General features: G+C 45.5%; 11 protein-coding genes. 7 read left to right on the plus strand and 4 right to left on the minus strand.

The features are described 5' to 3' along the window. The first annotated feature begins 1 nt into the window (after position 1). Both AC5YBX_RS04530 and AC5YBX_RS04535 read left to right on the plus strand, forming a co-directional pair. The gene (locus AC5YBX_RS04530) at positions 2 to 394 is read left to right on the plus strand and encodes a type IV pilin protein (protein WP_494524424.1); all 393 of its coding nucleotides are present in this window, start codon (positions 2 to 4) and stop codon (positions 392 to 394) included. Then, positions 391 to 687, plus strand: coding sequence for a TapY2 family type IVa secretion system protein (locus tag AC5YBX_RS04535; RefSeq protein WP_494519819.1), 297 nt, complete (start codon positions 391 to 393; stop codon positions 685 to 687). Before AC5YBX_RS04530 ends, AC5YBX_RS04535 begins: the two co-directional genes overlap by 4 nt. A gap of 90 nt (positions 688 to 777) precedes the next feature. Here the strand turns inward: AC5YBX_RS04535 and AC5YBX_RS04540 are convergent, their stop codons facing one another. Then, a complete protein-coding gene (locus tag AC5YBX_RS04540; RefSeq protein WP_494524425.1) occupies positions 778 to 1269 on the minus strand; it encodes a GspH/FimT family pseudopilin in 492 nt (163 codons plus the stop codon). A gap of 151 nt (positions 1270 to 1420) precedes the next feature. Next, positions 1421 to 1933, minus strand: coding sequence for a GspH/FimT family pseudopilin (locus tag AC5YBX_RS04545; RefSeq protein WP_494524426.1), 513 nt, complete (start codon positions 1931 to 1933; stop codon positions 1421 to 1423). 289 nt (positions 1934 to 2222) lie between these two features. Here AC5YBX_RS04545 and AC5YBX_RS04550 point away from each other — a divergent pair, with 289 nt between their 5' ends. Further along, positions 2223 to 2561 carry a P-II family nitrogen regulator gene (locus AC5YBX_RS04550; RefSeq protein ID WP_110456541.1) on the plus strand — a complete coding sequence of 113 codons (339 nt, stop codon included), beginning with the start codon at positions 2223 to 2225 and terminating at the stop codon, positions 2559 to 2561. A 147-nt stretch (positions 2562 to 2708) separates the two neighbouring features. On the opposite strand, the gene AC5YBX_RS04555 is transcribed toward AC5YBX_RS04550, so the two are convergent. Further along, a complete protein-coding gene (locus tag AC5YBX_RS04555; protein ID WP_494524427.1) occupies positions 2709 to 3731 on the minus strand; it encodes a LacI family DNA-binding transcriptional regulator in 1023 nt (340 codons plus the stop codon). Positions 3732 to 4153: 422 nt separating this feature from the next. Between AC5YBX_RS04555 and AC5YBX_RS04560 the strand changes: the two genes are divergently transcribed. Continuing rightward, a complete protein-coding gene (locus AC5YBX_RS04560) occupies positions 4154 to 6775 on the plus strand; it encodes a TonB-dependent receptor (RefSeq protein ID WP_494524428.1) in 2622 nt (873 codons plus the stop codon). Positions 6776 to 7101: 326 nt separating this feature from the next. Here the strand turns inward: AC5YBX_RS04560 and AC5YBX_RS04565 are convergent, their stop codons facing one another. Next, positions 7102 to 7821, minus strand: coding sequence for a SapC family protein (locus tag AC5YBX_RS04565; RefSeq protein WP_475516123.1), 720 nt, complete (start codon positions 7819 to 7821; stop codon positions 7102 to 7104). 959 nt (positions 7822 to 8780) lie between these two features. Here AC5YBX_RS04565 and AC5YBX_RS04570 point away from each other — a divergent pair. The 3 genes from AC5YBX_RS04570 (at position 8781) to nagA (ending at position 13909) form a co-directional block, all read left to right on the plus strand. Continuing rightward, positions 8781 to 11516, plus strand: coding sequence for a beta-N-acetylhexosaminidase (locus AC5YBX_RS04570; RefSeq protein ID WP_494524429.1), 2736 nt, complete (start codon positions 8781 to 8783; stop codon positions 11514 to 11516). 309 nt (positions 11517 to 11825) lie between these two features. Beyond that, the gene (gene nagK, locus AC5YBX_RS04575) at positions 11826 to 12734 is read left to right on the plus strand and encodes an N-acetylglucosamine kinase (RefSeq protein ID WP_494519811.1); all 909 of its coding nucleotides are present in this window, start codon (positions 11826 to 11828) and stop codon (positions 12732 to 12734) included. A gap of 44 nt (positions 12735 to 12778) precedes the next feature. After that, positions 12779 to 13909: an N-acetylglucosamine-6-phosphate deacetylase gene (gene nagA, locus AC5YBX_RS04580; RefSeq protein WP_494519810.1), complete on the plus strand. Its 1131-nt coding sequence runs from the start codon at positions 12779 to 12781 to the stop codon at positions 13907 to 13909. The last annotated feature ends 4 nt before the right edge of the window (positions 13910 to 13913 follow it).

Consider the following 13913-nt stretch of genomic DNA (forward strand, 5'->3'; position numbering starts at 1 on the left):
AATGCAAAAAGTAAAAGGTTTCACCCTAATAGAGCTGATGATTACGGTAGCTATTATTGGTATTTTGGCGTCAATCGCTTACCCCTCATATATTGACTATATTACTAAAAGTGGTCGTGCTGAGGGGGTTGCTGCTGTGATGAGAATAGCTAACTTACAAGAACAGTACTATTTAGATAACCGTGCCTATGCGACAGACATGACTAAGCTTGGTCTTGCTGCAAGCCCGTTTGTGACCGAAGCGGGTCATTACTCTGTCACCTCGGCAGGTACCAGTTCTTTTACCATCACAGCGACGGCGCAGGGGAGTCAAGCTAGCAGAGATTCGACCTGTAAAACTATCACCATGACATCAGCGGGTGTTAAAGGGCCATCTAAGGAGTGTTGGAAATGATGAAATTGATTATCGCAATACTATGTGCAACGCCCCTTTTCGTTCTAGCTGCGGCGGGGAATACCAAGCAAGATTATAAATGCCATATTATTACCGCTAAAGCAGATAAGGTGGTTTTTTATCGCTGGAAACTACAAGGAGTGGCACTTAAAATCGCATCGCTTCCCGGTAAACAATTAGTGGATACTAAGGGTAAGAAATATTTCATTAAAGATGTTGTTGAGTGTGTACCGTTAACTGAAATGTTTAGTAGCGATAATTCTAAAGCATTAGATGAGCGAACATTAAGATAATCTTCACTCGCTATTAATATAAAGCCCTGTACATATTAAGACTTTTGAGTCGTAATATGTACAGGGCTTTTTTATTATTTTTAGTCTTGTTTATGAGCAACTAATACCAGTAGCGCCATAAGATACTAACCCGCTGCTGCTAATATCGATACTCTGTGATGAGGCGGCGTTACCGTTGGGGCAGTAGATAATCGTTCCTCCAGATGATAAGCCTTCTGATGAAAAGGTGATGTTACCGTTAGGCCCTGTTATAGCATCCTGACTATTAAAACTGTCGATCGCCCTCAATTCAGTATCGGCGCCATTTGCATTAATAAACACCCTTACACCACCGCTCCAATCTGTTGTCGTTCCGCACGACGTTGCACTTGCAAATGGGCAGACATTGACGGTAGTGCCGTAGCTAATTGCCTGGTTGCGTGCAAAAGCCATGACATTATGAATTTTTTCAATATTATTACTGGCACGTACGTCTTCATAAACGGATATTAAAGAGGGAACGCCTATAGTGAGTAATATGCCAGCGATCACTATCGTGACCATGAGCTCGACTAGGGTGAACCCTTGCTGCAGATATCGCATTGATATTGTCCTCGTGGTTAACGGGTTTAGTATAAGCGAGAACTTTTTCAATTTCAGTATATATAACTTATTCTTTTTAATGCTAATAAATTGGCATTAAATACGTTACAGACAAGTAAGTGACAGCGTATTTTATGGTTGGGAACTGGCATCACTTAATGCAGCTAATCTGTTGTTTATTTGAAAATCGTACTCGCCCAGCCTGATTGACGATAACGGCTTTGGAGTTGGGGTTATTAGCCGATGTCGGACAATAAGTGAGTGTGCCGTTGGTTCCTGATGCAAGACCATCCGGTTGAAAGCGCACCGCGGCACGGTTGTAGTCAACAGTATCTCGTGGGTGAAAGGGCCTCGTGCTTAATAGTAACTTGTCATTAGCATCAAGTTGATTGGTTACGCCAGAATCGGTAAATACGGATAAGCCATTTTGCCAATTTTCATCGCATTGGTTATCTTTTAGTGGGCAAATAGTGACTCTTAATCCATAGCTTATTGCTGCATTTCGGCCAAATTGTAATGTTTGTTGAATCTCTCGAATCGAGCTGTTTGCCCGCTGTGCATCGTAAAGGTTACTTAAGCTTGGTGCGGCGATGCCGATTAAGATAGTGGCGACAATTAAAGTCACCATTAATTCGATGAGGTTAAATCCATAATGCTTATCCATACATCATCCTTGTGCATACATGATCATCGCATCCTGCGATGATTCAATTGAGTAAAAGCGTTGTAGGGGTGGTTAAATTGACTAGGCTATAATTGGTCACAGAATGTAAAGTATAGTTGTTGGCGTGGCTTAGTGCCGATTTGTTATCTGGCATTGTTTTATATTGTTCTTAGCTGCGGATATTACTTCTGCTTGGTATCGTAGATATTCAACTTCTGCGTAATCATATAGCGTGGTAAGCTAATAACAACATGTTGTTATTGCCAAATAAAGTTAAAGGGAGCGTTTGATGAAGAAAGTTGAAGCCATAATTAAGCCATTTAAGTTAGATGACGTACGAGAATCTCTGGCTGAAATCGGCATTACCGGCATGACAGTTTCTGAAGTCAAAGGTTTTGGGCGCCAGAAAGGTCACACCGAATTATATCGTGGCGCCGAATATATGGTCGATTTTTTACCTAAGGTGAAAATTGAACTTGTTATCCAAGATGAACAACTAGAGCAGGCTATCGAAGTGATAGTCGATACCGCTAGAACGGGTAAAATTGGCGACGGTAAGATATTTGTGACTGAAGTCGAGCGCGTTATCCGTATTCGTACCGGTGAAGAAAACGAAGAAGCAGTGTAATTATTGTAACTTCTATCACGTGACAGGCCTTTCGCTACTGGGACAGTTCGTTATTTGCTGTTGCGGATCCTCAAGTTACTAAAAAGCCGTTGTAATGAACAACGGCTTTTTAGTACTTGCATGGCGCGTCTTGAGTCAAGTTAACACTTAGGATGACAGCGGGCTCGCAGAAGAATCTCTGATCACTGGTTCTGGCATAAACATATGCTCGGTGGGGGTATCTTTTAGTTTGTTTTGCTGTGCAATCAACAGCTCGGTAGCGGTTTGGGCTATCTTATCGTTTGGCTGATGCACCGTGGTGAGTTTAGGCCAAGTTTGCCGCGAAAAGGGGCTGTCTTCAAAGCCGACAATGGACAGTTCTGCAGGAATCGAAACGCCCTCTAAACGCGCGGCAAATAAGGCGCCTGCCGCAATTTCATCGTTACAGGCGACAATAGCAGTCGGTCTATCTGGCTTGCTAAGCAATATTTTGGCACCTTCAACCCCAAATTCAAAAGAGTATTGACCATTAATGATATAGGTTTCATTAACCGGTAACTGGTTGTTTTGCATCGCTTGCTTAAAGCCAGCTAAGCGCTCTTTTGTTGATTCATGCTGCTGATCACCGCTAAGAAAGGCGATATGTTGATGGCCAAGATCGATTAAATGCTGAGTAATCGATACCGCGCCCTGCCTGTCGTTAACTAATACCGTTAAGCCACCATATTGATCCGCCGCTTCACCGGCAATAATACGCACATAATTAGCGTTAATGTTATCCAATGCCGCGAGCACTTTGGGATCCTCTGACAGAGGGGGGGTTAGCACTAAGCCCGATAGGCGTGCGTGGCGTACCATATCTGTTAGTTCTTGGCAGATATTTTCTGACGTTGCGTCACAAGGGTGGATCAGTAGCTCGTACCCCCTTTGTTTGCAAGCTGATAAAATACCATTTTGCATATCAATGACATAGTAAGCATTAGGGTTGTCATACACAAAAGCGATGACATAGGATTTGGTTCCGGCTAGGTTACGTGCAGCGAGGTTTGGTTGGTAGTTAAGCGCTGTAATGGCTTGATTGACTTTATCAATGGTCGCTTGCCTGACCGACGGCTCCTTATTGGTGACTCTGGATACCGTCTTTATCGAGACGCCAGCGTACTTGGCAACATCATTTATGGTTACTTTCATCTAGTGGTCACTCATTGTGATAGCTGCTAATTGCAGTCTACAGAATTTAACTTTATTCAAACGATGTACTGTATGACGACACAGCAGATCTCACTTCCCCTACCGACAATATTGCTAATTTTTAACGAATTAAGCAATCATCAAATCGATTTTAGCATTTTATGCGAACGATTCTTCTTAACGAATAGTAAATTCACGATTACTTTTAATTAATATTATCAATGCCTTATATTTTTATTCCTAAACAAGTTATTGTTGGCTTTGTGATGTGTTAGACGATATTTAAGTTTTTTTGGTTATTTTATTGTGGCGCAACTGTTAATTGTTGTGTAATCTTTGTACCCACATGACAGCGTTGTCATTCCTGTTGAGGGAATGGGCATGAAACTAAAACGATAATAAAGTTATGGAAGGGATACGAGATGCGACCATCTACTTTTAAGAAAAGTATACTAGCTACAAATATTGCACTACTCATGAGCGGCGCAATGTCGGTTTCAGCCATCGCAGCGGAAGCTGAGGCACAAACTGTTAATACCGATAATATTGAAAAAATCGAAGTGCGCGGCTTACGTGCATCAATGAAGGCGTCCATCAACGCTAAACGCTTCTCTGATGCCGTTGTCGACGCAGTGACCGCTGAAGATATTGGTAAATTTCCCGATGGCGATGTGGGTGAGTCTTTAGCGCGTATTCCTGGTGTGACTGTTAATCGTCAATTTGGTCAGGGGCAGCAGGTGTCTATTCGTGGCGCTTCATCACAACTTACCCGCACGCTGCTCAATGGTCATTCAGTTGCCTCAACTGGCTGGTTCGATCAACAGGCTATTGACCGTAGTTTTAACTATTCACTATTGCCGCCAGAGATGGTGAGCGGTATTGAGGTGTATAAGTCTTCACAGGCTGATATCACCGAAGGTGGTATTGGCGGTACAGTTATCGTTAAGACCCGTAAGCCGTTAGATTTAGATGCTAACACTGTGTTCCTCAGTGCTAAAGGGGATTACGGAACGATCTCAGAAGAGACCGATCCGGCGCTTTCAGGACTATACAGTTGGAAAAATGACAACGAAAACTTCGGTATTCTAGTGTCGGCAGCAGGCTCTCAAACTGAATATCAACGCAATGGTATCGAGACTTTATTGGGCTGGGGTGAAATTGTCCCCACGACATTCCAACAAGACAGAGAGCGCACGGCATATAACGTTGCAGCGCAGTATCGTCCTACAGATAAATTAGAGTTTGGCCTCACGGTAACCAGTATGGATTTAAAGGCGGATAACGCTAATACTTCTATTTTCTTGTTTCCAACTCAACAAGGTGTAAGTACCTGTAATCAAACCAATGCAGCCGGTGTTTGTACTGATATTACTCATACAGGTGAAGGCGGGTTTGCATGGGCACAAACTTGGGCTCGTCAAGCTGAGATGTCGTCAGACACCTATGACTTTGACTTTAAGTATGAAGCGGATAATTTCACTCTAGAAGGCCGTGTTGGCAATACCAGTTCAGACGGTGGTACAAGCCTAACGTCTAATTATGGTAATTCAATTGGTCAACCCGGTGACTTTGCTGGCCACTATGATGCTACCGGCGAAAAGATTCTTATCGATATTGCAAATAAAGATTTTGATGCCAGTGACTTTAATGAAAAACTGGCAACGGCTGGTTGGGCATTGAAAAAACAACCTAATACAGATGAAGAGACTTATGCGCAAGTCGATTTAACCTTCCCGGTTGACTTTGGGGCTATTACTTCAATTAAAACCGGTGTGCGCTACGCCGACCATGATGTGACTCAAGAAACTGATGCCGCTATTGTGGGTGATATCGCCGAAAAAGACGCCTCGGCTTATTATTCTGGTACCATCTCTTCAGGTGCTGGTTTTACGCTACCTAAGCCCAATTTTGATGCGATGATCAATGATGCATATGCCGCTGTTGATGGCTTTACTCGCGATAAGTCGGGTTACGGAACCTTGAACGAGAAAAACTTCGCGGCGTACGCGATGGCGAATTTTGAGGCCGATGGTATTCGCGGTAACTTTGGTTTGCGCTTTATCTCTACCGATGTCGAATCAGATTACTATGCATTGAGTGATTCAGGCCAATTTGCCGATGAGATGAGTACTGATAAGTCTAGCTATAACGATGTGTTGCCAAGTGTGAATATCGCATTTGATTTAGCTCCAGATCTGATTTTACGTACCTCTGCGGCGCAAGTTATATCGCGTCCTAACTATTCTGAGCTTTTTGCTACATCAACCTTACCAGGCTGGAATGACAACACGCCAAGCAATGAAAAACTAAACCGTGGCTCAGTTTCATTAGACCCGTTTAAAGCCACGCAAGCAGATCTTAGCTTAGAGTGGTATTTTGGCGGTGAAGGCTTAGCGTCGGTCACTTACTTTATTAAAGATGTCAGCTCATTTATTACCACTCGTCAAGAGTTGAAGCAGCAGATTGGTATTGAAGACAATAACCTTATCGCTCAAGGTGGAAGCGAATGCGGCGTTGGAATTTACGATTGCTGGACCGTCAGTGAAAAGTACAATGCCGATGGTGGTCGTATCGAAGGGATTGAATTACAACTTCAAGACTCATATGACAATGGTTTTGGCTACTCGGTTAACTACACCTTTGCCGATGCGGGTTCACCAGCGGAGAACTATCCTGATCAAGTAGGTGTCTTCTCTGACTCGTCTAAGCATACTGTTAACTTAGTCGGTTACTATGAGATGGAGAGCTTCAATGCTCGCTTGGCTTACAACTGGCGTAGTGAGTACATGATGCGTGAACTGCCAGGATTTTATGGCAACCGTCAACATGAAGACTATGGTTCACTCGACTTAAGCATGAACTACAGTATTACTGATTGGATGGACATTACCTTCGAAGCGGTTAATTTAACCGAAGAAGATAGCATTCAAACCGGTGTAGCTCCGCTAGATGCCGAGGTTATCCCTGAATTTAAAGCCGATTATCCAGTGTGGAGCTTCGAAGGTGAAGCTCGATACAAGGTGGGTGTAGCACTTAGGTTCTAATCTCTGTTCTGATGATCTATCGTCATAAGCCCAGCATCTGCTGGGCTTTTTATTGGCAGCATGGCAAGGCTAAAACTCTTGCTATTAGGCTTGATAGGTCAGCTTGAAAAGCTAATACATGGGGATTTAGAGTGTCGTTATCATCACGGTGAGCGCAAAAGTGGCTTGGTAGGAGGCTGGGCGACTTACCGCTAATGATGGCTAGGTTAATGACTTATTTTAAGCCGCTGCTAATAGATTTAAACGAAGCGCTTGGCGATATGACTTTGTGTTATATCACCAAGTGTTAATGACGATTTATCCCCACTAGATCATCGCGTGATGAGTTATTGTGGGCTGTCGTATTTATTCTGCTCAGCAATTAGTCTTGCTAATTGGTTTAACGAAGCTCTGTGAGCGTAGATAAGGGGCAGCAATCCTTTGTTTTTAAGAGCTAAAAAGTCGTCATCACTGATAGCATTAAGGTTTTCATCATCGATAACATATACGCCACTAATGTTGATGTGTTGTACGTCTTCGCCTCCCTTAATGGTGAGTTGTTGAGGGCTAAGCAGATTTTTATCAGCCAGATATTGGCATATAGCCTGTGTTTGTTGATGTAGTGCTGCAATATCCATTAAGGCGTTGGTTCGAGCAATAAGATAGTCGGTCTGTTCACCATTATCGGTAAAGAGTCTGATCCCTTCATGTTGTGAGAGTAAGGGGCTCTGCTCATCGATACAGATGATGAGTTCATCGCTTTGTGCAGATGTTTTTGCGATGGACAGAGGAGCATTACTAAACCCTAATGGGGTTACCGGCGAATGCCATTTTGCAGACTGACAATAGAGGTTTATTTTAGGTTTAATGCCCATCATTGCCACAGGGGTAAATTGACCAGTCTCGCTATTTTTCACAAACACAATCGGGAATTCAGCGGCTAAATTGGGGATCTCTCGCGCAACAACAGGGATTAAGTGCTGAGTTGAAAATCGACTGTAGTCTGTTGATTGAGCTAACTTGAAGTGCAAGTGTTTTTGTGAGGAAAGCGGTACGATTTGTGTCATTGCAGGTTACCTTTATTCAATGCATAGGCGTTAGTTTGAGTTGGCTAAAGTCAAATAGCCGCCTTTAACATTATCTCTAACGCTAATTAGTTTTATTAATTTAATGTTTTTTATTTGGCATTTTACTTTGATTGTTATTTTGCTAATCGAGCTAATGTTGCTCGTTTTACCCCAAATAGTAAGAGCCGGTTTTATTGGCACCATAATGTCTAGTCATTAAGCAATTATTTTCTTTGCGCCAAAATAAGTAATTGCGGCGCTCATGTGTATGTTTGTTAACGTATTTTTTATTCGCGTAAGCATTGCATCCCTAGGCGTGATGGTCGAATAAACTGAGCTCAATTGTAACCGCACCATTAACCTCGCTTGGGTTACATTTAAGAGTAACACGACGATGTTATCAATTGTTGATTGTATTGTCGTGGAATTGTTGCTTTGTTTTGTAACTCTAGATTGTGCCAATCTGGATGGACATATCAATGATTAAGTTAAAAAAAGCATGTTTTGTCAAAAAAATGTAGATATTCTGTTTTTTGTTGTGTAAGTTTACAGATGACAGCGTTGTCATTTGCTTGTGTGGCATCTCTGTTTGTAAGGTTTGCATGATGTAGGAAGAGGTCTCTTACATGCATGTGTTTGGCAGTTACCGCTTGGGTCAATCAAGCGTAATTGTGTTTGATGTTTCCTATAGTCTCTCCCCAGATGCTAGAGATAGCTAGGTGCTTTATTCTGTGAATAACAGTTACTGCACCTAGCATTTTTTTATGGCTATTTTTAGTGATTGGTAGCGAAGCGTCATAGTGGCTAACGGTATTTAAAGTTGCTGTCGTGAAACCATTATTCACCCTCATTAGCATGCAAAGGCACTGGGTTAATCATAAATCGTATCGCTCCAATGAGTATGGATAAAACCACAAACTCGGTATCGCGCGTTGTGGATAAGATAATAGAGGAAGTCCATGAATAATAATCTTGCCGCTCTCGCGGTGATGCTCACCTTATCAAGTGCGGCGTGTAGCCCAAAATCACTCGAGTCTTCATCTCCACAAAGTCTTCTATCTGATCCTCAGCCCGCCACTACGACCAAAGCTGCAGCTATCAGTACGACAGCGTCTCAAAACGGCGCGATATCGCAACAGCAGTTGCATGATTTTGCCAACACCTTGGCCGTTACCTATGCAACGCTGACTAATTATCCGCAGCAATGTACCAGTAGCGGTGTCGATGGACGCTGTTTTGCCGCGCAAATCACTTTTACATCGGCAATTGATTTTAAAGCACGCGACTGGGCGATTTATTACAGCCAACTGCGGCCCGTTAAGGCGGTGTTACCACCGCAGCAATTGTCTGAGTCATCACCACAGTTTGCTATTACCCATGTCAAAGGTGATCTACATAAAATTACCCCCACCGAGCAGTTTGCCGGTTTTGAGGCCGGGCAAACATATACTGTGGATTTTCTCGGGGAGTTATGGCAATTATCTGAAACGGATGCGATGCCTAATTACTATATTGTGGCGTCAGGGCTTGAGCCTGAGGTGATTGCCAGTACTCGCTTGGGTATCGATCCTGACACCGGCATGGAGACGCGCCCCTACGCCGTGGCATTTGTCAGTGAGCAAACTCAATATAAGCGCAGCGGTACCGATACGCTTAAATGGGCCAGGGCTGAGGTGTTATTTGAGGCCAATGCCCAGGTACAGCCGCAGCCAACACTTGCTATTAACACCATAATTCCTACACCTAAATCGCAAATTATCGACAGTGATGCACAAGCAGTGTCACTCAGCTCTGGCTATAAGTTATCAGCTACAGAGGTCAAGCGTAGCGCAATTGATGCAGCATTGGCACGCCTTGAGCGCCTTGGTGTTACCGAGCAAAACCAGGGGATCTCGTTGACGTTACGCCCCTTAACGAAACCACTTATGGCAGGCGGTTATCAGCTCTCCATCGCGCCGGAGAACATTACGATCCGCGCTGGCGATGATGCGGGATACGCCTATGGTATCGCTTCGCTCACTAGCCTTATCGATGTGAATGCGCTTAGCGTAAATACCATGCAGATTGAAGATGAGCCAAGATATGAATTTAGAGGCATGCATGTCGATGTGGCGCGTAACTTTCACAGCAAGCAGTTTATCTTAGATCTGCTCGATCAGATGGCAGCCTATAAGCTTAACAAGCTGCACCTGCACATGGCCGATGACGAAGGCTGGCGATTAGAGATTGATGGCCTGCCCGAATTAACCGACATTGGCAGTAAACGCTGCCATGACTTGCAGGAAAATCGTTGTCTGCTTCCGCAGCTTGGCAGTGGTCCCGACGCCGCGAGCGCTGTTAATGGTTATTACACTAAAGCCGATTATATCGACATCCTTAAATATGCTAACGCGCGCCAAATCCAAGTGATCCCCTCGATGGATATGCCAGGACATTCGCGCGCAGCCATTAAGTCGATGGAGGCGCGCTATCGTAAGTTGTTGGCAAAAGGTGATATTGCGGCGGCGAATCAATATCGTTTAATCGATCCTCAGGACACCACACAATACGCCTCAATCCAATATTATGACGATAATACGCTTAACGTGTGTCTGGAGTCGTCATTTGATTTTGTCGGCAAAGTGGTCGATGAGATAGCCCTGCTACACCAGCAAGCAGGCCAGCCCTTGACCGTCTACCATATTGGCGCCGATGAAACGGCAGGCGCTTGGATTGAGTCGCCAGTATGCCAAGCGTTTTTACGCAATAACGATAAAGGCGTGGCCAGTGAGCAAGATTATGGCGCCTACTTTATTGAGCGTGTTGCCAATATGCTGGCTGAAAAAGGCATAGAGGCAGCAGGGTGGAGCGATGGCATGAGCCACACTCGCCCAGAGCGGATGCCAGCCACTACCCAGAGTAATATTTGGGATGTGATCTCCCATGACGGTTTTAAGCGTGCACATAAACAAGCTAATTTACAGTGGCATACAGTGCTGAGTAATCCTGAGGTGCTCTATTTCGATTTTCCTTATGAGGCCGATCCGAAAGAGCATGGCTATTACTGGGCAAGTCGTAATACCAACGAGCGCAAGATTTTTAGCTTTATGCCCGATAACCTCCCCGCTAACGCCGAGCAGTGGACCAATATCGAAGGCCAACCTTTTATCGCTGACGACACCATTAAACTCAATGAGCAAGGACAACGTCTCAGTGGTCCCTTAGCCCAAAGGGTGACATTTCGTGGCCTTCAAGGGCAAATATGGAGTGAGACCATTCGCAGTGACGATGTTGCCGAATATATGATTTTTCCGCGCCTATTAGTACTGGCCGAGCGTGCTTGGCATCAAGCCGACTGGGAAGTGCCATATCAGTACCAAGGGGCTATCTATCATCAAGATAGCGGCTTCTTTACTGATGATATGCGCGCCAAGCAGCTGGCTCAATGGCAGGTATTTGCCAACACGCTTGGTCATAAAGAGTTGCTAAAACTTGATATGGCCAATATTGCCTATCGAGTGCCGACCCTAGGGGCGCGTATTAAAAATAGCATGTTGCAGATTAACCACTTCTATCCTGGTTTGCAGGCCCAATACCGACTGAATGGGGGGCAGTGGCAACCCTATACTCAACAAGTCGAGGTTGAGGGCAAAGTCGAGGTCAGAGGCGTGGCGGCGGATGGGCAGCGCAAAGGGCGCATACTCAGCGTCAATTAGTCTGCTTGAATTTGAGAGTGACAACCTACTATCAAGGTCACTCTTTTCCTGCTCCACCATCAACAAGCCGCGGCATGACGGAGCCTTTTTGATGTGGTTTTACTTACGTTTTCGATGCGAAGTTTGCAATATCAAGAGCAATAATCAATTCGATGCTAGATGGCATGTTAGTTGTCTATCGATAGCAATAAAATAAATGACAACGCTGTCATTGTTATTGTAACATTGTATTAACTTGCAGTAGCGACCCAAAGTTATGGTTTCGATTAACGGTAATTTTGGATATTAACACGGTAAAAGAGGTCCGTAATGGGATTGAATCAGACGAAGGATACGCCCTTATACATAGGTATAGATGGTGGGGGAAGTAAATGCCGTGCGACCATCTATGCTGCAGACAATCGTATTTTAGGCAGTGGCGTTGCTGGGCGCGCTAATCCACTTCATGGTTTGTCGCAAACCTTTGAGTCGATTAAACAGTCGACCGCGCTGGCGTTAACCGATGCAGGATTAGCCTTAAGCGATAGCCGCCAGCTCATTGCCGGATTAGGGCTAGCAGGGGTTAATGTGCCGCACCTATACCAGCAGGTAGCAAACTGGCAGCATCCCTTTGCGCAGATGTATGTCACAACCGATCTACACGCCGCCTGCATTGGCGCCCATAATGGAGGCGATGGTGCGGTTATCATAACGGGTACGGGGTCGTGTGGTTATGCCCATGTCGGTGAGCAATCTCTGTGCCTGGGTGGCCATGGCTTTATGTTAGGCGATAAGGGCAGCGGCGCTTGGTTAGGGCTAAAAGCGGCCGAACAAGTGCTGTTACACCTCGATGGCTTTGCGCCGCCAACGGCGCTAACTGAGCGTTTACTGGCATATTTTAAGGTGTACGATGCCATGGGTATCGTGGCGCATTTAGCCGGACAATCCTCCAGCAGCTATGCCACGCTGGCACGGACGGTGTTAACCTGTGCCAATGATAATGATGAGGTCGCCAAAGCGATTGTGACCGAAGGCGCCGCTTATTTAAGTCAGCTGGCCCATAAACTGTTTGAGCTTAATCCACCACGTTTTTCAATGATTGGGGGCTTAGCCGAACCGTTAGCACCTTGGTTAGATAGCGATGTTGTGGCCAACATCGCGCCGGTGATCGCGCCGCCAGAATTTGGTGCCGCTTACTATGCCCGCCAGCAGGTGGCCGCACAATCCACCACACGTTAACTATTGCACGCCGCCAGCGTTAACGGCTTCAGGGGACATTAGTTATGCAACAAACTTTCATTGCTGAACGGCTGTTTGATGGTGAGCAGTTTCATCATCAGCTGCCCATCACGCTAGAAGATGGTCATATTCGCGTATTTGATACGGTATCGGGCGTTGAGCCCATTAAACTGACTGGCACCTTAGTGCCTGGGTTTATCGATATACAAGTGAACGGCGGCGGTGGAGCACTTTTTAATGCCGACCCCAGTGTTGAGTGTATTAACACCATAGGCCGGGCTCACGCGCAGTTTGGCACCACAGGATTTTTACCCACCCTGATCACCGATAAGGTAGAGGTGATGCAGCGTGCTGCCGATGCTGTTGCCCAAGCGATAGCTCAAGGTTGTCATGGTGTGCTTGGGGTGCATTTTGAGGGCCCGCACTTGTCGGTGCCCAAAAAAGGGGTGCATCCCCAGTCGCATATTAGGCGTATTTCTGATGCGGAATTAGCCATCTTTAGCCGCAACGACTTAGGCACCAAAGTCGTTACCTTAGCACCAGAAAATGTCTCCACTGAAGTGATTGAGGCATTAGTCGCGCAAGGGGTTAGGGTCTGCTTAGGCCATTCTAACGCCGATTATGACACGGTAGTCGCAGCCTTGGCTGCGGGGGCCACCTGCTTTACGCACCTATTTAATGCCATGTCACCAATGGGGTCGCGGGAGCCTGGCATGGTCGGCGCTGCCATCGAGAGTCGTGACGCCTGGTGCGGGTTGATTGTCGATGGTCACCATGTACATACCGCTGCCGCTAAAGTCGCGATTTACGCTAAACCTAAAGGTAAGGTGATGCTAGTGACCGACGCCATGCCGCCTGTCGGTATGGCGCAAGATGCCAGTTTCGAACTATTTGGCACGCAGGTGGTTCGCCAAGGCTCGCGTTTAAACGCGGTGACAGGTGAACTGGCGGGCTGTGTACTTGATATGATGGGAGCGGTGAATAATAGCGTCAACTTACTCGGATTATCACTCGATGAAGCACTGCGCATGGCAGCTCTCTATCCGGCGCAGTTTATCGGACATCAGGCGCAGCGGGGACAGCTGAGTGTGGGCGCCAAGGCCGATTTGGTACTGTTAGACCAGCATAAGGTACAGCAAACCTATATTGCTGGGCACTTGGTGTATCAAGGCTAACGCA

The sequence above is a fragment of the Shewanella sp. 492 genome, assembly GCF_059338445.1.